This is a genomic window from Nocardia sp. NPDC088792 (assembly GCF_044750615.1).
Classification (GTDB): domain Bacteria; phylum Actinomycetota; class Actinomycetes; order Mycobacteriales; family Mycobacteriaceae; genus Nocardia.
The window spans coordinates 1,676,984-1,698,369 of sequence record NZ_JBIVKC010000002.1 but is presented as its reverse complement, the minus strand read 5'-3'; the positions used below and the strand labels follow the sequence as shown (position 1 = coordinate 1,698,369).

The following is a 21,386-nucleotide window of genomic DNA, read 5'->3' as shown; positions in this document are numbered from 1 at the left end:
AGCATTGTGATGTACGACACCGTGGTGGCGTCGTGCAGAGAGGAAAGTATGGTGGCGGCGTGAGCCAGCAAAAGGACAGCGACCAGGGGGCAAACCGGGCCGAGCCGACCGACCCATCGGTCCCCGAGCCCACCCCCGAGTCGGCCGCCCCAGCTGACTCCCCGCAGGCCGCCCCCGCGGCCGCCGAAATTTCCGAATCTTCCGGCGACTACCCGGACGCCACAGCGGAAACCCCCGATATGGCGGCGACCGCGCCTCTGAGCGACGACGTCGCGACGGTGAAAATCCCCGCCGCACCCACGGTGAATCCGACTGCCGAGATCGAATCATCCTCGGCCGCAGTCGATTCCAATCCGACATCCGCCGATTCCGAGTCGTCCGGTTTCGACCTACCCAAGGCCGTGACCCTCACCTCGGTCGTGCTGCTCGTCGTGGCACTGATCTTCGCCGGCTGGCTCGGCGGCACCTGGATCTTCGGCGGGCTCGTGCAGGACAAGCCGCGCGCCGATGCCCGCGAACACGTTCTGACCGATGCCCGGCAGGCCGCGATCAACCTGATGTCGTTCAACCCGGACGACATCGACGGTTCGCTCGCCAACATCCGCTCGTCCATGACCGGTGACCTGCTGAAACAGCAGGAGCAGGGCCAGGATCAGCTGAAGCAGACCGCCACGGACTCCAAGACCCGCATCGTCGCCACGGTGGAGGGCATCACCGTCACCTCGCTCAACAGCGAACGCGACCACGCCTCCGCCTTCGCGGTCCTGAAGATCACTCGCACCTGGCCCGGCGGTCAGCCCGCCTCCTTCCGCCAGCTCTGGACTCTCGACATGGTGAAGCAAGGCAGCACCTGGAAAGCCGAGAAGGCGCAGAACCTCGGCGAACCGGTCCCACTGGGCAGCGGTGCGCCGCAGCAGAACGCGGCGCCGCAACCCGGCGATGCGCCACAACCGAGCGGCGCGCCACAACCGGCCGCCCCGCAAACCACCGCGAACAACCCGCAGCCGGGCAACTAGGAGGGAGTGACCCATGGCCAGCAAACGACCCGTCAATCGCGTCACCCCGCAACGCCGTCCGGCCGCACAGCGCGGTTCGGCGTCCCGCACCACCGCCGCCGACGTGCGCGGCGGCGAAACCGCCCGCGGCACTTCGCCCTCGGGCGCCCGGACCGCCGGTTCGCGCCCCGGCAAGACCGCCCAGCGCGGTCCGGTAGCGCCGAAATATCCTGCTGCCCAGTCGAAACCGAAATCGGCCGGAGCGGGCGGTTTCCGGCGCACCTGGGGCGTTGCGGTCGGCTGCGGCATCGCCACCGTGCTGCTCGCCGCCTTCGCCATCGTGGGCTACCTGCGTCCCGGCGTGGACGACGGCAACAAGGCCTACGTGGACAACAAGTCCACCGAAGAGGTGAAGGCCGCCGCCGGCAATGCCCTGACGACGCTCTACGGCTATTCGGCCAAGGATCTCGACAAGGACAAGTGGAAGGCCGCCGTCGCCGGCGTGCTCACCGATTCGATGCGCCAGGACTTCGACAAATACATCGACACCACCTACGACGCGGTCAAACAGGCCCAAACGGACACGAAGGTCACCACCGACCCGGTCGGCGTGACCCTTCTCACCGATGACCACGCGGAACTGCTGGTCAACCTCAATGTCGCCGCCGTACAGAACGGTAAGCCCGAACCGCTGGCGTCCGGGCCCATCGTGGTCCGGCTGCAGAAGGTCAACGGTCACTGGCTGACATCCGCGATCACTGACAAATAATGCCGTCAGATCGTGCCGCGGGTGTCGCCGCTGGTCGGCGCGCTCGCCCCATTCCGCGACGTCGCAAGGTGATCTTGTAGCGGGACAGGCGATCTCGGCGTTTGTCAACTCGGGCCGCCACTTGACGGTTTTCGTCCGACCCGTCACGCTATTCACAACAGCGGCGGCTGTCACAGGGGTCAGACGCCGATGCGGCTCCCATGGAACGCAGCCAGCGAACGCCGGGATCCCGTCGGCAGCGACTTGTGAGCGGCACCGCAGCACACTGTGGGTCACACAGTGGACACACCGGGGCGCGGTTGCCCGCCGCGGATCGCCACGGGTGGTACTTTGACACCCCCGTAGGTTTGGGTGTAGTTTTGGACGTTGCGCTGGCTGCCTCCTGTCCATACCTTGATCGCATCGTCGAAAGTTCCACCTTCCGGTGTTACTTCCGCTGTTTGCTGTTCGGGTTTCGTTCGGGTTGTAACCAGCGGAATTCGTAGCAGACAAGCGACGGTCGCGGACCACCACGCGACGCGCGTGAGGTGCTGGAAGGACGCATCTTGGCAGTCTCCACCCAGACCAAGGCCGGTATCCCCGGAGCCCCTAAGCGGGTGTCTTTCGCGAAGATTCGTGAGCCTCTCGAGGTACCGGGTCTTCTCGATCTACAAACCGACTCTTTCAACTGGCTGATCGGTTCACCGGACTGGCGTGAGCGTGCGACCGCGCGCGGCGACGTCAACCCGGTGGGTGGGCTCGAGGAGGTGCTCGAGGAGCTCTCGCCGATCGAGGATTTCTCGGGTTCGATGTCCCTGTCCTTCTCCGACCCGCGCTTCGAGGAGCACAAAGCCTCCATCGAAGAGTGCAAGGACAAGGACATGACCTACGCGGCGCCGTTGTTCGTCACCGCGGAGTTCATCAACAACAACACCGGTGAGATCAAGTCTCAGACGGTCTTCATGGGCGATTTCCCGATGATGACCGACAAGGGCACGTTCATCATCAACGGCACCGAGCGCGTCGTCGTGTCGCAGCTGGTCCGTTCGCCGGGCGTGTACTTCGACGACAGCATCGACAAGTCCACCGAGAAGACGCTGCACTCCGTGCGCGTCATCCCCTCGCGTGGTGCCTGGCTCGAGTTCGACGTCGACAAGCGCGACACCGTCGGCGTGCGTATCGACCGCAAGCGCCGCCAGCCGGTCACCGTGCTGCTGAAGGCGCTGGGCCTCACCGCCGAGGAGATCACCGAGCGTTTCGGTTTCTCCGAGATCATGATGTCCACCCTGGAGAAGGACAGCACGCCGGGGCAGGACGAGGCGCTGCTCGACATCTACCGCAAGCTGCGTCCGGGCGAGCCGCCGACCAAGGAGTCCGCGCAGACCCTGCTGGAGAACCTGTTCTTCAAGGAGAAGCGCTACGACCTGGCTCGCGTCGGCCGCTACAAGGTCAACAAGAAGCTGGGCCTGAACCTGGACAAGCCGGTCACGGGTTCGGTGCTGACCAAGGACGACATCGTCACCACCATCGAGTACCTGGTGCGCCTGCACCAGGGCGACAAGCTGATGACGGCGCCCGGCGGCGCCGAGGTTCCGGTCGAGGTCGACGACATCGACCACTTCGGCAACCGTCGTCTGCGGACGGTTGGCGAGCTGATCCAGAACCAGATCCGCGTCGGCCTCTCGCGTATGGAACGTGTCGTGCGTGAGCGCATGACCACCCAGGACGTCGAGGCGATCACGCCGCAGACCCTGATCAACATCCGTCCCGTCGTGGCGGCGATCAAGGAGTTCTTCGGCACCTCGCAGCTGTCGCAGTTCATGGACCAGAACAACCCGCTGTCGGGTCTGACCCACAAGCGCCGCCTGTCGGCGCTGGGCCCGGGTGGTCTGTCCCGTGAGCGCGCCGGCCTGGAAGTCCGTGACGTCCACCCGTCGCACTACGGCCGCATGTGCCCGATCGAGACCCCGGAAGGCCCGAACATCGGCCTGATCGGTTCGCTGTCGGTGTACGCGCGGGTCAACCCGTTCGGCTTCATCGAGACCCCGTACCGCAAGGTCGAGAACGGCCGCGTCACCGATGAGGTCAAGTACCTCACCGCCGACGAGGAGGACCGCGAGGTCCGCGCCCAGGCCAACTCGCCCGTCGACCTCGAGGGCAACTTCCTCGAGGACAAGGTGCTCGCGCGCCGCGGCAACGAGGAGATGGAGTACGTCGCCCCGTCCGAGGTGACCTTCATGGATGTCTCGCCGCGCCAGATGGTGTCGGTCGCGACCGCCATGATCCCGTTCCTCGAGCACGACGACGCCAACCGTGCCCTCATGGGCGCGAACATGCAGCGTCAGGCCGTGCCGCTGATCCGTTCCGAGTCGCCGCTGGTCGGCACCGGTATGGAACTGCGTGCCGCGGTCGACGCCGGTGACGTGGTCGTGAACCAGAAGCCCGGTGTGGTGGAAGAGGTTTCGGCCGACTTCATCACCGTCATGCACGACGACGGCACCCGCCGCTCGTACCGCATGCGCAAGTTCGAGCGTTCGAACCAGGGCACGTGTGCCAACCAGCGTCCGATCGTGGACGAGGGCATGCGGGTGGAGGCCGGTCACGTGCTGGCCGATGGTCCGTGCACCGAGAACGGTGAGATGGCGCTGGGCAAGAACCTGCTGGTGGCGATCATGCCGTGGGAGGGCCACAACTACGAGGACGCGATCATCTTGTCGCAGCGTCTCGTGGAAGAGGATGTGCTGACCTCGATTCACATCGAGGAGCACGAGATCGATGCTCGTGACACCAAGCTCGGTGCCGAGGAGATCACCCGTGATATCCCGAATGTCTCCGATGAGGTCCTCGCGGACCTCGACGAGCGTGGCATCGTGCGCATCGGCGCGGAGGTCCGTGACGGTGACATCCTGGTCGGTAAGGTCACCCCGAAGGGTGAGACCGAGCTGACCCCCGAGGAGCGCCTGCTGCGCGCGATCTTCGGTGAGAAGGCCCGCGAGGTCCGCGACACCTCGCTGAAGGTGCCCCACGGTGAGTCGGGCAAGGTCATCGGTGTGCGCGTGTTCTCGCGTGACGACGATGATGATCTGCCGCCGGGTGTGAATGAGCTTGTGCGCGTTTATGTTGCGCAGAAGCGCAAGATCCAGGACGGCGACAAGCTGGCCGGCCGTCACGGTAACAAGGGTGTCATCGGCAAGATCCTGCCGGTGGAGGACATGCCGTTCCTGCCGGACGGCACTCCGGTCGACATCATCCTGAACACCCACGGTGTGCCGCGTCGTATGAACATCGGTCAGGTGCTGGAAACCCACCTGGGTTACATCGCCAAGACCGGCTGGCAGGTCGAGGGCACCCCGGACTGGGCGAAGGCCCTGCCCGAGGAGATGATCGGACAGCCCGCCGACACGAATATCGCCACCCCGGTGTTCGACGGCGCGCGTGAGGAAGAGCTGACCGGCCTGCTCGGTTCGACTCTGCCGAACCGCGACGGCGAGAAGATGATCAACGACGACGGCAAGGCGATCCTGCTGGACGGCCGCTCCGGTGAGCCGTTCCCGTATCCGGTCGCGGTCGGCTACATGTACATCCTGAAGTTGCACCACCTGGTGGATGACAAGATTCACGCGCGTTCGACCGGTCCGTACTCGATGATCACGCAGCAGCCGCTGGGTGGTAAGGCGCAGTTCGGTGGTCAGCGTTTCGGTGAGATGGAGTGCTGGGCCATGCAGGCCTACGGCGCCGCGTACACGCTGCAGGAGTTGCTCACCATCAAGTCCGATGACGTGGTGGGTCGCGTGAAGGTGTACGAGGCGATCGTCAAGGGCGAGAACATTCCGGAGCCCGGTATTCCGGAGTCGTTCAAGGTGCTCTTGAAGGAACTCCAGTCGCTGTGCCTCAACGTGGAGGTGCTGTCCTCGGACGGCGCCGCCATCGAGATGCGCGACGGCGATGACGAGGACCTGGAGCGCGCCGCGGCGAACCTGGGTATCAACCTGTCCCGCAACGAGGCTGCGACGGTCGACGACCTGGCGCAGTAAGAGCGATCGGTCCGGGAACGCTTTTCCGGTTAAAACGAAAAGCGTTCCCGGGCACCGGATTTAGCGAACTTTTGCTCATACTCAACCCGAACAGGGGAAAGGAAGTTACGTGCTAGACGTCAACTTCTTCGATGAACTCCGGATCGGCCTGGCGACCGCCGAAGACATTCGCAACTGGTCGTTTGGCGAGGTCAAGAAGCCGGAGACCATCAACTACCGCACGCTCAAGCCGGAGAAGGACGGCTTGTTCTGCGAGAAGATCTTCGGTCCCACCCGGGACTGGGAGTGCTACTGCGGTAAGTACAAGCGCGTCCGCTTCAAGGGCATCATCTGCGAGCGCTGTGGCGTCGAGGTGACTCGCGCCAAGGTGCGTCGTGAGCGCATGGGTCATATCGAGCTGGCCGCCCCGGTCACGCACATCTGGTACTTCAAGGGTGTGCCGTCGCGTCTGGGCTACCTGCTGGACCTGGCGCCGAAGGATCTCGAGAAGATCATCTACTTCGCCGCGTACGTGATCGTCGGTGTCGACGACGAGCTGCGTCACAACGAGCTGTCCACGCTCGAGGCGGAGATGGAGGTCGAGAAGAAGTCGGTCGCGGATCAGCGCGACGCCGACCTCGAGGCCCGCGCCCAGAAGCTGGAAGCCGATATGGCCGAGCTGGAGGCGGAGGGCGCCAAGTCCGACGTGCGCCGCAAGGTCAAGGACGGCGGCGAGCGCGAGATGCGTCAGCTGCGCGACCGGGCCCAGCGTGAGCTGGACCGGCTCGAGGAGATCTGGACCACCTTCACCAAGCTGTCGATCAAGCAGCTGATCGTGGACGAGGTCCTCTACCGCGAGCTGCAGGACCGTTACGGCGAATACTTCACCGGCGCAATGGGTGCGGAAGCCATCCAGAAGCTGATGGAGCAGTTCGACATCCCGGCCGAGGCCGAGAACCTGCGCGAGACCATTCGTACGGGCAAGGGCCAGAAGAAGCTTCGCGCGCTGAAGCGTCTGAAGGTCGTCGCCGCGTTCCAGACCAACGGCAATTCGCCGATGGGCATGGTCCTCGACGCCGTGCCGGTGATCCCGCCGGAGCTGCGTCCGATGGTGCAGCTGGACGGTGGCCGCTTCGCGACCTCCGACCTGAACGACCTGTACCGCCGAGTCATCAACCGCAACAACCGTTTGAAGCGACTGATCGATCTGGGTGCGCCCGAGATCATCGTGAACAACGAGAAGCGCATGCTTCAGGAGTCGGTCGACGCGTTGTTCGACAACGGTCGTCGTGGCCGTCCGGTCACCGGTCCGGGTAACCGCCCGCTGAAGTCGCTGAGCGATCTGCTCAAGGGCAAGCAGGGTCGTTTCCGTCAGAACCTGCTCGGTAAGCGTGTCGACTACTCGGGCCGTTCGGTCATCGTGGTCGGTCCGCAGCTGAAGCTGCACCAGTGTGGTCTGCCGAAGCTGATGGCGCTCGAGCTGTTCAAGCCGTTCGTCATGAAGCGTCTGGTGGATCTGAACCACGCGCAGAACATCAAGTCCGCCAAGCGGATGGTCGAGCGTCAGCGTCCCCAGGTGTGGGATGTCCTCGAAGAGGTCATCGCCGAGCACCCGGTGCTGCTGAACCGTGCGCCCACCCTGCACCGCCTGGGTATCCAGGCCTTCGAGCCGCTGCTGGTCGAAGGTAAGGCCATCCAGCTGCACCCGCTCGTGTGTGAGGCGTTCAACGCCGACTTCGACGGTGACCAGATGGCCGTGCACCTGCCGCTGTCGGCGGAGGCGCAGGCCGAGGCCCGCATCCTGATGCTGTCCTCGAACAACATCCTGTCGCCGGCGTCGGGTCGTCCGCTCGCCATGCCGCGTCTGGACATGGTGACGGGTCTGTACTACCTGACTCGCCTGGACGAGAAGGCGAAGGGCCAGTACCGCGCGGCGGCCAAGGACGAGGCCGAGTTCGGCGTCTACTCCTCGCCCGCCGAGGCGCAGATGGCGGTGGATCGCGGTGAGCTGACCGTGCGTTCGCTGATCAAGATGCGTCTGACCGAGCAGCGTCCGCCGCGGGATGTCGAGACCGAGCTGTTCCCGAACGGCTGGCAGCGTGGCGACGCGTGGCTCACCAAGACCACGCTGGGTCGCGTCATCTTCAACGATCTGCTCCCGGCGGACTACGCGTTCATCGACGAGCCGATGCCGAAGAAGCGTCAGGCGGCGATCATCAACGATCTCGCCGAGCGGTACCCGATGATCGTCGTGGCGCAGACCGTCGACAAGCTGAAGGATGCCGGCTTCTACTGGGCCACCCGGTCCGGTGTCACCGTCGCCATGTCGGACGTGCTCGTTCCGCCGGAGAAGGCGGAGATCATGGAGCGCTACGAGGCGCAGTCGGATCAGATCGAGAAGAAGTACCAGCGTGGTGCTCTGGATCACTCGGAGCGTAACAACGCCCTGGTCAAGATCTGGCAGGAAGCGACCGAAGAGGTCGGTAAGGCGCTGCGCGCGCACTACCCGGCCGACAACCCGATCATCACGATCGTCGACTCGGGCGCGACCGGTAACTTCACCCAGACTCGTACCCTCGCCGGTATGAAGGGCCTGGTTACCAACCCGAAGGGTGAGTTCATCCCGCGGCCGATCAAGTCCTCGTTCCGTGAGGGCCTGACCGTTCTCGAGTACTTCATCAACACCCACGGTGCGCGAAAGGGTCTGGCCGACACCGCGCTTCGTACCGCGGACTCGGGTTACCTGACCCGTCGTCTGGTGGATGTGTCGCAGGACGTCATCGTGCGCGAGACCGACTGTGGCACCGAGCGCGGCATCGTGGTGCCGATCGCGGAGAAGCAGGCCGATGGCTCGCTGATCCGGGACGCCCACGTGGAGACCAGCACCTACGCTCGTACGCTGGCCACCGACGCGGTCGACGCCAAGGGCAATGTCATTGTCGAGAAGGGTCACGACCTGGGCGATCCCGCCCTGGAGGCGCTGCTCGACGCCGGTATCACGGAGGTGAAGGTCCGTTCCGTGCTGACCTGCACCACCGGCACCGGCGTGTGTGCCACCTGCTACGGCCGCTCGATGGCGACCGGCAAGCTGGTGGACATCGGTGAGGCCGTCGGTATCGTCGCCGCGCAGTCGATCGGTGAGCCGGGTACCCAGCTGACCATGCGTACCTTCCACCAGGGTGGTGTCGCGGGTGATGACATCACGGGTGGTCTGCCCCGAGTGCAGGAGCTTTTCGAGGCTCGTGTGCCCAAGGGCAAGGCGCCCATCGCCGAGGTGTCGGGCCGGATCCGGCTCGAGGACGACGATCGCTTCTACAAGATCACGATCATTCCGGACGACGGTTCGGATGAAGTCGTGTACGACAAGCTGTCGAAGCGTCAGCGTCTGCGGGTGTTCAAGCATGACGACGGCTCCGAGCGTCTGCTCGCCGACGGTGACCACGTCGAGGTCGGTCAGCAGCTGCTCGAGGGCTCTGCCGATCCGCACGAGGTGCTCCGCGTGATGGGTCCGCGTCAGGTGCAGATCCACCTGGTCCACGAGGTCCAGGAGGTGTACCGCTCGCAGGGTGTGTCCATCCACGACAAGCACATCGAGGTGATCGTCCGCCAGATGCTGCGCCGCGTCACCATCATCGATTCGGGTGCGACCGAGTTCCTCCCGGGTTCGCTGGTGGAGCGCGCCGAGTTCGAGTCGTCGAACCGTCGCGTGGTCGCGGAGGGCGCCGAGCCCGCCGCGGGTCGCCCGGTGCTGATGGGTATCACCAAGGCGTCGCTGGCGACGGATTCGTGGCTGTCGGCGGCCTCCTTCCAGGAGACCACCCGCGTGCTCACGGATGCCGCGATCAACTGCCGCTCCGACAAGCTGATCGGCTTGAAGGAGAACGTGATCATCGGCAAGCTGATCCCGGCCGGTACCGGTATCAACCGTTACCGCAACATCCAGGTGCAGCCCACCGAGGAAGCGCGTCAGGCCGCGTACGCTGTCCCGTCCTACGACGACAGCTACTACAGCCCGGACGGCTTCGGCACCTCCACCGGTGCCGCGGTGCCGCTGGACGACTACGGTTTCAGCGACTACCGCTGAACTGCTAGGTAAGCCGGAACAATTCGGCCCCCGCTCCTTTTCGGAGCGGGGGCCGGACTCGTATATGGGGGGTTTATGCTGGTCGGAACGTTTTGACTGCTTTTCGATCCGGGGAGGAGTTGGCGTGACCGTTCGGCGTGGAGCGTTGGTGGCGGCGGTGTGCGGGGTGATGCTGTCGGTTCCGGTTGTGGCTCGGGCGGATTCGCCGGAGTTGGGTGGATGTGCGCGCGGGGGTGTCTTGACGGCGCAGATGGTGCCGGGGACGGGCAGTGCGGGACAAGGGATTCACCGCGAGGCGGAGCTGTGGGAGTGTGCGAGTCCGCTGTTGCCGGGGATCGTTTCCGGCCATTTCACGGCGGAGGAATCGTGGATCACCATCGACAACGCATCGGCGCGGATCACCTGGTCGGATGGCAGTGTGTCCACGGCGATCGGGTATCCCAATGAGCTGTGGACGATTACGGACGGACCGGCGAGCGGGCATACGCTGCGACTGGCCTTGGAAACCGATATGACGGCACAGTGGTATCACCTGGACACCACCATGCCGGTCAGGTCGGCGTCGTTCATGGAGTGATCAGTTCTCGTCGGCGACGAGGACGACTTTGCCTGTGACGGTGTGGGATTCGGCGAGCTCGAGCGCGGATCCGGCCTCGCTCAAGGGGAATCGGGCGGCGACCTGCGGGTGCAGGTTGCCGTTGGCGGCGAGCTCGAGCACGGCGGCGAGGTCTTCGGCCTGGCGGTTCAGGAAGCGGGTGCGGCGCCGGGCGCCGGTCCAGATGTTGTAGAAGTGGGCATTCCGCTTGTTGGGCAGCAGGTTCCACAGCATGAGGCGGGCGAAGAGGGCGAGGACGGGGAGGCGGGAGTTGCCTGCATCGTCCTTGGTGGCGGCGCTGCCGTAGGCGACGAGCGTGCCGCCGGGGGCGAGCAGCCGGAAGGAATCGATGATGCCGGGGCCGCCGACGTGGTCGAAGACGGCGTCCACGCCGTCGGGGCTGATGGCGCGGACCTGTGCGGTGATGTCGCCGCGGTAGTCGATGGGGAGGGCGCCGAGGGCGCGGACGGCGTCGGCATTGCGGGCGGAGGCGCTGCCGATGACCCGGACGCCGGCGACGCGCGCCAGCTGGACGAGGGTGGAGCCGACGCCGCCGTTGGCGCCGTGTACCAGGATGGTCTGTCCGGCACGGATTTTCGCGAAGCGGTGCAGCATCTGCCAGGCGGTGATGCCGTTGACGACGAAGGTTTCGGCTTCGGCCGGGTCGAGGGCGGCGGGGACGGGGACCAGGCTGTCGGCGGGGAGCAGGAGATGGCTGCTCCAGCCTCCCGTCTTGGTGAGGGCGGCGACGCGGCGGCCGATGAGGGCCGGGTCGAGGTCCGCGCCGACGGCTTCGACGGTGCCGACGAGGTCGTAGCCGGGGACGAAGGGGAAGGGCGGCTGGTCGTAGTACTTGCCGCGGCGCATCTGCTGTTCGGCGAAGGAGACGCCGGTGGCCTCGACGCGGACCAGGGCCTGTCCGGCGGCGGGTGGCGGCAGTTCGCGGTGGGTGACCTGCAGGTCGCGGGGCTCGACGCGGCCGGGGAGGACGATTTCGAGGGCGGTGGTGGTCTTGGCGGCGGTGGTGTTCATGGTCTTGCTCGCTTTCGTTTCGATCTGGCGTGAGTGACTGGTCAATCACCTGAAGGTTGAAGAAAAAGCCCCGAGGTCGGGGCCGGTGTATTCGCCGGGTGGCCGGCTACTTGCTTTCCGGAAGGTCGTGGGCGTGCGGGTGCCGGATGCCGGCGGTGAGGATGGCGGCCCAGTCGCTGTCGTGGCCGTCGAGTTCCAGGGTGGTGATGAGGTGGCAGAGCTGGCCGTAGGCGATGAAGTTCTGCACCCGGTCGTCGGGTGCGCCGGAGCGGGTCTTCGCGTAGGTGGTGATGCGGGCGAGCCCGGCGCGTACCGCGTCGGCGATGGCCGGGATGTCGGTGGCGGACTGGGCGTGTACCTGCAGCATGAGCAGGCGCTTGTCGGTGATGAGTTCGGCGTAGGCGCCGCCCATTTCGTGCAGCACGGCTTCGGGTTCGCGTCCGGTGGCGCGGGCGGCGCCGGTGGTCATGGCCTGTTCGACGAGTTCGAAGCAACGGTCCAGGGCGGCCACGAACAGTTCGACCTTGCTGGGGAAGAGCTTGAACACGTAGGCGGGGGAGATGCCCGCGTTCGCCGCGACCGTGTTGATCGGTGTCCCGTGGTAGCCGGTGCGGGCGAATTCGGTGATCGCCGAGTCGACGACGGCTTCGCGCCGGACGTCCGAGGTGGAGAGTGCTATTCCGCGTCGTGCCATGTGAGTGACTGTACACTCACTCTCGCCGGGGCCGCAATACCCGGAAGTTCGGCCGGGTGGGAAAGCGACGGCCCCGACTCCGAAAGGAGCCGGGGCCGAACGGTTTTCGAGCCGGAAGTCAGTTGGTCGACGGGTCCGGTTGCGGGACGCCGAAGACCGGGGCCAGCGCCTGGGAGGCGTTGGGCACGATGGTGTTCGCGTACTGCAGCGCCGCCTCGATGGCCGGCTGCCCGCCGGACGCCTGCAGCCCGATCGCGCCGCCGATCAGCGCACCGGCGATGCCCATGAGCGGCGCGGTGATGAAGTCCAGTACGAACAGGCCCGCCGGGAAGCCGAGGATGAAGCCGATGGCGCCGCCGATGACCGCGCCGGTGGCGACCGCCGGCATATTGGCCTGGACGACATCGAAGAACTGCTGCTGGGCGTCGATATCGCGCAGCGGGGTCGCGGATTCGGCGACCGGGGTGAGGGTGAGCTTGCGGTTGTCGTCCTCGATCTTGGGGGTGACCTCGAGGGTCTTGCCCGCGATGTCGTACTTCAGCGGCACGGTGCCCACCAGGATGCCGTTGTCGTCGGTGACGACGACCGCGTCGCCGTCCCAGCTGGCGATGAAGCGCCCGGCCTGCAGGGTGCTGACGGCGGCGCGCTTGTCATCGGAGAGAGCCACCTGGTAGGCCACATTGTGGTCGGTGCCCTTCACTTGCAGAGCAGGCTGCGGTTCCGGCGCGGGAGCCGGCGCCGGATCGGCGACCGCGTTTCCCGCGGCGGCGATGACGGTGGCGCAAAGCAGCACTGGTGCAAGGATTTTGGTGATACCCATTCTGGCTCTCTCACGTTGCGGACCCGACTCGTGCATGAACCTACCCGTTATCTGCTCGTAACCGGAAGCCCGGCGACGCATTTAGGACAAACTCGCAGCTACATCACCGGCCGGTCGCGGTTCGCCGAGTCGCACGATCACCACGCCGATGAGAATCAGTGCGCCGCCCGCGAATTGAATGGGATGCGGAGTTTCACCGAGCAGCAGCCAGGCGAAGACAATAGCGGCGAGCACCTCGGTGAGTGCGGCGAAGGAGGCGAGGCGGGAACCGAGCAAACGCGTTGCGGCAATTCCGGTCACGTAGGAAATCGCGGCGGTGATGACACCGAGGGCGAGCAGTGGTGTCCACCATTGCGTCGTGAATCCGTCGAATGCCACGGTCCTGGTGGTCGCGTGCAGGGGCACGATGCCGATGAGTCCGGCCAGCAGAATGCCGAATCCGCCGATGAGCAGTCCGCCGGTGGCGAGTACGGTGCCGGGCACCGCGTCGCCGCCGTGTGCGGAGAGCACGAAATATCCTGCCGCGCCGACCATTGCGCCCAATGCCCAGGCGATGCCGATCCAGCTGGTGCCGACGCCGGATCGCAGGTCGAGTACCGATACCAGTCCGGCGATGCCGATGACGGCGCCGAGCACGGTTGCGCGGGTGGGCCGCTGGCTGTGCCGCAGCCAGAAATACAGCACCACGGCGATGGGTGCGGTGTATTCGATGAGCAGGGCCGCGCCGACCGCCATGTGGTCGACCGCATTGAAATACGCGAGTTGCGCGCCGGCGACGGCGAGCAGTCCGTATCCGGCGAACAGTCCGGCATTGCGGCGCAAGAGTTCCCAGTCCCCGCGTAATTGGAGGACGGCCGCGGGCAGTAGGACGGCCGCGCCGAGCAGTACCCGCACGATCACCACCGAGGCGGGACTCCAGCCCGCGTTCATGAGTCCGCGGGCGAGCGATCCGGACAGTCCGAACGACGCCGCCGACAGCGCCGCCACCAGTAGTCCCGAGCGCAGCCGGCTCCGATGCGCCACCGCCATGTCATTAGTCAAAGCCGCCATGGCTAATGACGCTAGGGTGCGCGTGTGTAATATGTCAACGTGCTTTTTGCTGATGACACGGGCGCCGCGCTGGCCGCGGCGGCAGACCTGGTGAATTCCGCCGAGGACCCGGACACCATGACCGAGATCGCCCAGCTCGACGCCTTCTTCGCCAAGCACGCCTACACCGGCGCCCACGCCCGCACGTCCGCCGAACTGGCCGCAGTCCGCGCCCAGCGCGCCCCCCTCCGGCGCCTGCTCACCGGCGACCGTGACACCGCCGTCGCCCTCGTGAACGACATCCTCGCCGAGCATCGCGCCGTCCCCCGTCTGGTCCGCCACGACAACCTCGACTACCACATTCACGCCGTGCCGCCCGATGCTCCGCTGGATGTCCGGATAGCCGTGGAAACCGCGATGGCGATGATCGACCTGATCCGCGCGGACGACCTGTCCCGCCTTTCCATCTGCGCCGACGAGACCTGCGAAGGCATAGTCCTGGACCTGTCCCGCAATCGTTCCCGCCTGTACTGCAGCACGGCCTGCGGCAATCGCAATGCCGTGGCCGCGTATCGCGCCCGCCGGCGTTAGTGCTCGCGCGGCGCACCGATATACCTCGGTGCTAGCGTGCCCCTAGCTGTACGAGTCCTATGGGGGTCTCCACGTCATGACCATCAGAACGCCCGAGGCGCTGCGTCCCTATGATGTGGCGCTGGTCGGCGGCGGCATCATGAGCGCCACGCTCGGAATGCTGCTGCAGCATCTGGAACCGAGCTGGTCGATCGCGGTGTTCGAGCGCCTGCCACAGGTGGGGGCCGAGGCCTCCGCGGCCTGGCACAATTCCGGCACCGGCCATGCGGGACTGTGTGAACCGGACTATACGATCGGGAATCCGGACGGCAGTGTCGATATCGGTGCGGCGGTCGAGGTCGGCGAGCACTTCCGGTTGACGCGGGAATTCTGGGCCGCGCTGGTGGAGGAGCGGATTCTCGGTAAGCCGGACACTTTCGTGAATCCGGTGCCGCACATGACCTTCGCGCGCGGTAGGGCCGAGGTGGATTTCCTGCGCCGCCGATTCGAGGTCATGTCCGCGCATCCGCTTTTCGCGTCCATGCGGTTCAGTGCCGATCCGGCGACCATCGGGGAGTGGGCGCCGCTGCTCACGGCGGGCCGCGAAGGGACTGAACCGATTGCCGCCACTCGCGATATCACCGGCAGTGACGTCGATTTCGGTGAGCTGACGCAGCAGTTGTTCCATTATCTGCGGTCGCGGGATGTCGAAATCCATCGCAATTGCGAGGTGCGGGGGATGCGCCGCAACAATGACGGCACCTGGCAATTGAAGGTGGACTGGAACACCGGCAACGATCACCTCACCCGGAAGGTGGACGCCCGCTTCGTGTTCGCGGGCGCGGGCGGCTGGGCGTTGAAACTGTTGCAGAAGGCGGGGATTCCGGAGGCGCGCGGGTACGGTCTGCTGCCCGTGAGTGCGCGATTCCTGCGGTGCGATATTCCGGAGATCATCGCCCGGCACGACGCCAAGGTGTACGGTCGCGCGCCGGCCGGGGCGCCGCCGATCTCCATGCCGCACTTGGACACTCGCGTCGTGGCGGGCAAGCGGGCGCTGTTGTTCGGGCCGTTCGCGGGCGCGAATCCCCGGTTCCTGAACAAGGGTTCGCTGTTCGACGCCACCGCGGCGTTGAATCCGCACAATCTGCAGCCGGTGGCCGGCGTGCTGAAGAACAATGGTGACCTGGTCCGGATGCTGGCCTCGCAGGTCACCTCGACCCGGAAGCGCAGGCTGGCGAGTCTGCGCGAATTCGCTCCCGGCGCCGAGTCGGACGACTGGACCCTGGTCGGCGCGGGGCAGCTGGCGCAGCTCGTCAAGGCCGATCCCGGGCGCGGTGGCGTGCTGCAGTTCGGGACGGAAGTCGTGGCCTCGCACGATGGTTCGATCGCGGCGGTGCTGGGTGCGTCACCCGGCGCGTCGACCGCGCCCGCGATTCTGTTGCAGGTGCTGGATCGCTGCTTCCCGCGCTATCACCATTTGTGGGAGCCGCGGCTGCGGCAGCTCATGCCGACGCTGGGCGTGAGCCTCGGCAAGGAGCCCGGCCTGGCCCGGGGAACGATGAACCGCACGGCCGAGATCCTGGGATTGGAACCGCCGCTCGTCGGCTGACCCGCCGCCTGGTATGAAATTAGAACACGTTTCAATACCGGCAGGAGATGCGATGGACAGCGCCACCATGGGCGAACAGGTGATGGCGGGCTTCCAGAAGCTCGGCTTCATCCAGTTCACCGGGATCGAGGGAGTCGACTACGCGCCGGGCCGCAATGTGGTCCGCATGGCCGCCCGCCCGGAACACTTCAACCACAATGGCGACGTGCACGCCGCGCTGCTCTTCGGACTCGCGGAAACCGCCGCCATGGGCGCCTCCATCTCCGGCATCGTCGACCTGCTCGGCGAGACCTTCATCGTCGCCCGCAACGGCCGCATCGAATACCTGGCCCGCGCCAAGGGCGAAGCGGGCCCCTTCACCGCCACCTCGGAACTGACCGCGGAGACGCTCGCCGAGACGCGCGCGAACATCCAGGCGCGCACGGAAATCGAGCTCGAGGTGCCGGTCTCCATCACCGACGACACCGGAAAAGCCGTGGCGGCAGCCGCATTCACCGCCGTTATTCGCCCGCGCCGGAAGTAGAACCATCCGGCAGCGCCGGAAGTGAACGGCCGCAGGGGATCCCGGCCGGAGCCGGGATCCCCTGCGCGTCAGCCGGTCAGCGCTCGCTGTCGAGCATCGCCATCTGCGCCTCGGCGTAGCGGCCGCCGACCACCTGGTCGGCCGGTGCGGCGGCTTCGATGGCCGCGAGTTCGGCCGCGGACAGCTGGATGTCCACCGCGGCAAGGGCTTCCGTCCAGCGCTCGGGCCGGCGGGCGCCGAGGATCGGCACGATGTCCTCGCCGCGCGACAGCGCCCAGGCGATGGCCAGCTGGGCCACGCTCACCTGATGGTCGGCCGCGATCTTGCCGAGCGCATCCACCAGTCGCAGGTTGGCTGCCAGGTTCTCGCCCTGGAAGCGCGGGGAGTGCGCCCGGAAGTCGGTGGGCGCGAACTGCTGTCCGGCCTTCACCGAATCGCTGAGCAGGCCGCGCGACAGCACGCCGTAGGCGGTGATGCCGATGCCGAGTTCCCGTGCGGTGGGCAGGATTTCGGCTTCGATGCCGCGGGTGATGAGCGAGTATTCGATCTGCAGGTCCGCGATCGGGTGCACGGCGGCGGCGCGGCGCAGCGTCTCCGCGCCCACCTCGGACAGGCCGATGTGCCGGATGTACCCGGCCTGCACCAGCTCCGCGAGGCCGCCGATGGTCTCCTCGATGGGCACGTTCGGGTCCAGCCGCGCGGGCCGGTAGATGTCGATGTAGTCGGTGCCGAGCCGCTGCAGTGAGTAGGCCAGGAAGTTCTTGGTGGCCGCGGGCCGGGTGTCGACGCCGCCGAAGCTGTTGTCCGGACCACGCAGGGCGCCGTACTTCACGCTGAGCAGGACATCCTCGCGCTTGACGCCGGTCAGTGCCTTCCCGATGAGCAGTTCGTTGTGGCCCATGCCGTAGAAGTCGCCGGTGTCGATCAGGTTCGCGCCCGAGTCGAGGGCGGCGTGGATGGTGGCGAGGGAGGTGGCCTCGTCGGAATCCCCGTACGCGCCGGACATGCCCATGGCGCCGAGGCCGATGCGGGCGGTGACGGGACCGGTCTTGCCGAGCTGCACTGTGCTGAGGTTCTTCGTCATGCCTGTAACTCTGCGCGCCTGTCCGGCATCCCGGGAGAGGACGGCATATCCAGGGATCGGCGATCCCTGGCTGCCGCGATCGGGTCCGCCCGCGCGGCTAGGACTGCAGCCAGGTGACGACGGCCAGGACGCGGCGGTGGTCGTCGTCGGAGGGTGGCAGGTGCAGTTTGGTGAAGATCGACGAAATGTGTTTCTCCACCGCGCCTTCGGTGACCACCATGTGCTTGCTGATCGCCCGGTTGGTGCGGCCCTCCGCCATCAGGGCGAGCACCTCCCGCTCGCGCGGGGTGAGTTCGTCCAAGGGGCCGCGTTGCCGGCGGGCGAACAGGGCGGCGACCACCTCGGGGTCGAGGACGGTGCCGCCTTCGCTCACGCGGTGCAGGGCGTCGGAGAGTTCCTCCAGTTTGGAGATCCGGTCCTTGAGCAGGTAGCCGACGCCGCCGAGGCCCGCCTCGGCGAGCAGTTCGGAAGCGTAGGTCTGCTCGACGTATTGGGACAGCACCAGCACCGCGGTGCCGGGCACCCGGCGCCGCGCCTCCAGGGCGGCCCGCAGTCCCTCGGTGCTGAACGCCGGTGGCATCCGGACATCGGTGACCGCGATATCGGGGCGGTGTTCGACCACCGCGCGAATCAGTTCCTCGCCATCGCCGACCGCCTCGACGACGGTGGCGCCCACCTCGTCGAGCAGTCGAACGAGACCCTCACGCAACAGCAGCGAATCCTCGGCCAGCACAACACGCACGCCCGTGAGCCTAACCGGGGAACGGGATCTCGGCGGTCAGCACCGTCGGTCCGCCCGCCGGGCTGTGTACGTCGAGCCGGCCGTCCACCCCGGCGAGCCGATCGGCGAGCCCGGCCAGCCCGTGCCCCTTCCCGATATGCGCGCCACCCACGCCGTAATCGGTGACGCGCAGCCACAGGCTCGTCGCATCGGCGGTGACCCGGATGACGCAGCTGTCGGCCCGCGCATGCTTGGCGACATTGGTGAGGGCCTCGCTGACCACGAAATATGCCGCGTTCTCGACGGATTCGGGCAGACGCTGACCGTCGGCCAGATCGCATTCGAGCATGGCGGGCACCGGGCAGCGGGCGGCAGCCGCGGTGAGCGCCGCGGGGAGCCCGCGATCGATCAGAATCGGCGGTGCGATACCGCGGGACACCGCGCGCAGTTCGGTCAGGGCCTCCCGGCTCTGCGTGAGCGCCTCGTCGACCAATGTCCTTGCGGCTTCGGGATTGTCGTTCATGCGGCGGCGCGCCGCCTCGAGATCCATGGTCAACCGGACGAGGCGCTGCTGGGGGCCGTCGTGGATATCGCGTTCCACCCGGCGCAAGGTCTGGGCCTCGGCCTGGACGGCGGCGCTGCGGCTCGCGGTGAGCTGTTCGGTCCGGGCGCGCAGGGCGGCGGTCTCATCGGTCAGCAGCAGACGGGCGAGACCGGTGTGCAGCGAGGTGAGGGCGCGCAGCACGCGGGGCCCGGTGGCCAGGAACACCAGTCCCAGCAGCGTATTCGCGAGAATATTGGCCGGCAGGCCGTGCACGCCCACCAGGTCTGAGAGGCCCTTGCTGTCGGGGTATCGGGGAATCGCCCAGCCGTAGAGCGGGTACAGGGTCCCGGTCACCGCCGCGCACACCCAGACCACCGTGACACTCCAGGTGAACACCGACAGCGGCATGACCAGCACCCCGTGCGCGAGATCGCGCCAGTACTGCCGGCCCTTCAGGATCGTCCAGATCCGCTGCGGTCCGCGCCCGCTGCCGCCGGTGTACTGCGCCGGCGGCAACCGGTGCCCGGTCACGGCCGCCACCCGGAATCGCTCGATGGTCGCGAACCCTCTGGCCAGCCCCAGCGTGAGGACCAGGAGCGGCAGCCCGACCCAGATCACCACCGTGCCGAGGCCGAGCAGCAATCCGCAGATCAGGGGGATGAAACTGGCCAGTCCGACGGCGAGGCCGGGCAACAGGTAAACGAGGTCACGCCGGGCCTGTACGAAATCGAACATGCCGATAACGATCCCGGTCCGGCGTCCGGCGTTCCATCCGGGGGGCCGGCCCGCCCATGGTGGGGCTATCCCTACCCCCGGACGGCCGCCGGTCTCACGGCTTGCGTTGCTCGGCCTCGTGCACCTCGTGCAGCTGTACGAGGACGTCATAGGAGCGGCCGAGCGCGACCTCCTCGGGATCGACGGGAAACTCGGTACCGATCTGTCGTGTGGGCCGGGGGACATCCAGCCAGCTGCGCGCGGCGGCCGGAGCGGTCCGCATGTCGAGGTAGTAATCCGGGTAGTGGACCTGGTCGAGCGTGTACTCGTTGCTGCCGGATGCCGCCGCACCCACGGTGAACTTCTTCCATTCGCCGCCGAGAGCGGTGTCCTTGGACAGGAACGACCCCCGATCGAAGGTCGACCCGATCGCGAGATACCCCGCCCCCATCGTGTCGCGCAGGAAGGATCCCTGCGTCTTCGGATAGGTCTTCGGATCCCCGGCGACATAGCCGACATGATCGTCGTGCGCCGACAACAGGACCTTGCCGCCGTTGTGCTGCTGCCACCAGGTGACGTTCCCGGCCATCACCTGATCGCGGAACCGCTCGGAATCGGCCAGCGAACCCTGATCGTTCGTGTCCACGGTGAGGAATTCGGCGGTCTGGGCAATGTTCCGGGCATTCTGCTCGGCCCGGTCGAATTCGTCTCCGCCCGAGCCCTTCAGGCCGCTGATCAAATCCAGGGCCTGTTGCGCCTGGGTGGCCAGCCGCTGTCGTTCCGGCAGCGGCCTGCCGAGGAAGGCGATGGCATCGTCGATCGGTCGCAGTCCCGTGTAGAGCTCGTCGAGTTTCGTCAGTGATTCCGGATGGTTCCGCTGCACGTAATCGGTTACGCGGCCGAAGAACTCGTCATCGAGCGAGGGCGCGCCGATGTCATCGCCCATGAAATGGACGGTATGCCCGGGATGCTGACTGTTGTAATCCCGCATCCATTGGATGAGTTCGACGAATTCCTCACGATCCCACGGTGATCCGGTGAGCGTGTCCTTCGCGACCGTCCGGGCGTCGCCCTTCCCGGTCTGCAGATAGTCGTCGATCTCCAGTCCCGCCGACCAGCTCAGTTCCAGGGCGAAAGTGGTGAAACCCTTCTCCTGCACCAGATATCGGAAGACGCGCTGCTTCATCGTGAAGAACTCATGGGAGCCGTGCGTGGCCTCCCCGAGCCCGACCACCGTCGCCTCGCCGGCCATCGCCCCCAGTTCCCGCAGATCTCCCGTATCGGCCCCGGGCTCGGTCGACCGCAGCGGGTGCGCCGCCTGTGCCAATGCCGACACCACCGGGTCCTGCGGCCCGGCCGGCGCCGAATGGCACGCCGTGAGCCCGGCAATCGCGCCCACCGCGATCACCGCCACGGCCGCCCGTCCTCGTCGGCTGACATGTTTCCGTTTCTCGGCCATCGCTGTATCCCTCTTCTCGTGTGCTGCAACCTCGCAAGAAGAGTTATCGGCCGATGCCCGGTCGCGCCCTGGCGGTAGCCGCCGACTGCACCCTGGGGCCAGCCCTACCGCGGCCGGCTCTCCCCGGGTCACGTGAGGGGGATTGCTGATAC

General features: G+C 66.6%; 16 protein-coding genes. 8 read left to right on the top strand and 8 right to left on the bottom strand.

Going from position 1 to position 21,386, the window contains the following annotated elements; translation table 11 throughout:
- Positions 1 to 59 precede the first annotated feature (59 nt).
- The 5 genes from ACIP5Y_RS16830 to ACIP5Y_RS16810 all read left to right on the top strand — a co-directional run bounded on the left by ACIP5Y_RS16830 (position 60) and on the right by ACIP5Y_RS16810 (position 10,417).
- Complete coding sequence (locus ACIP5Y_RS16830) at positions 60 to 1,016, top strand: hypothetical protein (RefSeq protein WP_400351033.1); 957 nt, start codon at positions 60 to 62, stop codon at positions 1,014 to 1,016.
- A gap of 13 nt (positions 1,017 to 1,029) precedes the next feature.
- Positions 1,030 to 1,764 (top strand): hypothetical protein, encoded by a 735-nt coding sequence (locus ACIP5Y_RS16825; protein WP_400351032.1) that lies wholly within the window; start codon positions 1,030 to 1,032, stop codon positions 1,762 to 1,764.
- 527 nt (positions 1,765 to 2,291) lie between these two features.
- A complete protein-coding gene (locus ACIP5Y_RS16820; RefSeq protein WP_400351031.1) occupies positions 2,292 to 5,777 on the top strand; it encodes a DNA-directed RNA polymerase subunit beta in 3,486 nt (1,161 codons plus the stop codon).
- Positions 5,778 to 5,886: 109 nt separating this feature from the next.
- A complete protein-coding gene (locus ACIP5Y_RS16815; protein ID WP_400351030.1) occupies positions 5,887 to 9,840 on the top strand; it encodes a DNA-directed RNA polymerase subunit beta' in 3,954 nt (1,317 codons plus the stop codon).
- Between the two features lie 124 nt (positions 9,841 to 9,964).
- Positions 9,965 to 10,417, top strand: a complete 453-nt coding sequence (locus ACIP5Y_RS16810; protein ID WP_400351029.1) for a hypothetical protein — start codon at positions 9,965 to 9,967, stop codon at positions 10,415 to 10,417.
- On the opposite strand, the gene ACIP5Y_RS16805 is transcribed toward ACIP5Y_RS16810, so the two are convergent.
- From ACIP5Y_RS16805 to ACIP5Y_RS16790, 4 genes are all read right to left on the bottom strand, one after another.
- Positions 10,418 to 11,512, bottom strand: a complete 1,095-nt coding sequence (locus ACIP5Y_RS16805) for a medium chain dehydrogenase/reductase family protein (protein ID WP_400351028.1) — start codon at positions 11,510 to 11,512, stop codon at positions 10,418 to 10,420.
- 61 nt (positions 11,513 to 11,573) lie between these two features.
- A complete protein-coding gene (locus ACIP5Y_RS16800) occupies positions 11,574 to 12,161 on the bottom strand; it encodes a TetR/AcrR family transcriptional regulator (RefSeq protein WP_400351027.1) in 588 nt (195 codons plus the stop codon).
- 118 nt (positions 12,162 to 12,279) lie between these two features.
- Entirely contained in the window at positions 12,280 to 12,981 is a 702-nt protein-coding gene (locus ACIP5Y_RS16795; protein ID WP_400351026.1) for a hypothetical protein, read from the bottom strand.
- 81 nt (positions 12,982 to 13,062) lie between these two features.
- Complete coding sequence (locus tag ACIP5Y_RS16790) at positions 13,063 to 14,031, bottom strand: EamA family transporter (protein ID WP_400351025.1); 969 nt, start codon at positions 14,029 to 14,031, stop codon at positions 13,063 to 13,065.
- A 39-nt stretch (positions 14,032 to 14,070) separates the two neighbouring features.
- Between ACIP5Y_RS16790 and ACIP5Y_RS16785 the strand changes: the two genes are divergently transcribed.
- From ACIP5Y_RS16785 to ACIP5Y_RS16775, 3 genes are all read left to right on the top strand, one after another.
- Entirely contained in the window at positions 14,071 to 14,601 is a 531-nt protein-coding gene (locus ACIP5Y_RS16785; RefSeq protein ID WP_400351024.1) for a CGNR zinc finger domain-containing protein, read from the top strand.
- Between the two features lie 76 nt (positions 14,602 to 14,677).
- Positions 14,678 to 16,189, top strand: coding sequence for a malate dehydrogenase (quinone) (gene mqo / locus ACIP5Y_RS16780; protein WP_400351023.1), 1,512 nt, complete (start codon positions 14,678 to 14,680; stop codon positions 16,187 to 16,189).
- A 52-nt stretch (positions 16,190 to 16,241) separates the two neighbouring features.
- Positions 16,242 to 16,712 carry a PaaI family thioesterase gene (locus ACIP5Y_RS16775; RefSeq protein ID WP_400351022.1) on the top strand — a complete coding sequence of 157 codons (471 nt, stop codon included), beginning with the start codon at positions 16,242 to 16,244 and terminating at the stop codon, positions 16,710 to 16,712.
- Positions 16,713 to 16,788: 76 nt separating this feature from the next.
- Here the strand turns inward: ACIP5Y_RS16775 and ACIP5Y_RS16770 are convergent, their stop codons facing one another.
- From ACIP5Y_RS16770 to ACIP5Y_RS16755, 4 genes are all read right to left on the bottom strand, one after another.
- On the bottom strand, positions 16,789 to 17,796 hold the full coding sequence (locus ACIP5Y_RS16770) for an aldo/keto reductase (protein ID WP_400351021.1): 1,008 nt from the start codon (positions 17,794 to 17,796) through the stop codon (positions 16,789 to 16,791).
- Between the two features lie 97 nt (positions 17,797 to 17,893).
- Complete coding sequence (locus tag ACIP5Y_RS16765) at positions 17,894 to 18,538, bottom strand: response regulator (protein WP_400351020.1); 645 nt, start codon at positions 18,536 to 18,538, stop codon at positions 17,894 to 17,896.
- Positions 18,539 to 18,548: 10 nt separating this feature from the next.
- Positions 18,549 to 19,796, bottom strand: coding sequence for a sensor histidine kinase (locus ACIP5Y_RS16760; RefSeq protein ID WP_400351019.1), 1,248 nt, complete (start codon positions 19,794 to 19,796; stop codon positions 18,549 to 18,551).
- Between the two features lie 94 nt (positions 19,797 to 19,890).
- Positions 19,891 to 21,234, bottom strand: a complete 1,344-nt coding sequence (locus tag ACIP5Y_RS16755) for an erythromycin esterase family protein (RefSeq protein WP_400351018.1) — start codon at positions 21,232 to 21,234, stop codon at positions 19,891 to 19,893.
- Positions 21,235 to 21,386 lie beyond the last annotated feature (152 nt).

Bases quoted from the DNA above. Each gene is read 5' to 3' on its own strand.
- ACIP5Y_RS16825 (WP_400351032.1), top strand. From the start codon at position 1,030: ATGGCCAGCAAACGACCCGTCAATCGCGTCACCCCGCAACGCCGTCCG.
- ACIP5Y_RS16760 (WP_400351019.1), bottom strand. From the start codon at position 19,796: ATGTTCGATTTCGTACAGGCCCGGCGTGACCTCGTTTACCTGTTGCCC.
- ACIP5Y_RS16790 (WP_400351025.1), bottom strand. From the start codon at position 14,031: ATGGCGGCTTTGACTAATGACATGGCGGTGGCGCATCGGAGCCGGCTG.
- ACIP5Y_RS16800 (WP_400351027.1), bottom strand. From the start codon at position 12,161: ATGGCACGACGCGGAATAGCACTCTCCACCTCGGACGTCCGGCGCGAA.
- mqo (WP_400351023.1), top strand. From the start codon at position 14,678: ATGACCATCAGAACGCCCGAGGCGCTGCGTCCCTATGATGTGGCGCTG.
- ACIP5Y_RS16775 (WP_400351022.1), top strand. From the start codon at position 16,242: ATGGACAGCGCCACCATGGGCGAACAGGTGATGGCGGGCTTCCAGAAG.
- ACIP5Y_RS16795 (WP_400351026.1), bottom strand. From the start codon at position 12,981: ATGGGTATCACCAAAATCCTTGCACCAGTGCTGCTTTGCGCCACCGTC.
- ACIP5Y_RS16770 (WP_400351021.1), bottom strand. From the start codon at position 17,796: ATGACGAAGAACCTCAGCACAGTGCAGCTCGGCAAGACCGGTCCCGTC.
- ACIP5Y_RS16755 (WP_400351018.1), bottom strand. From the start codon at position 21,234: ATGGCCGAGAAACGGAAACATGTCAGCCGACGAGGACGGGCGGCCGTG.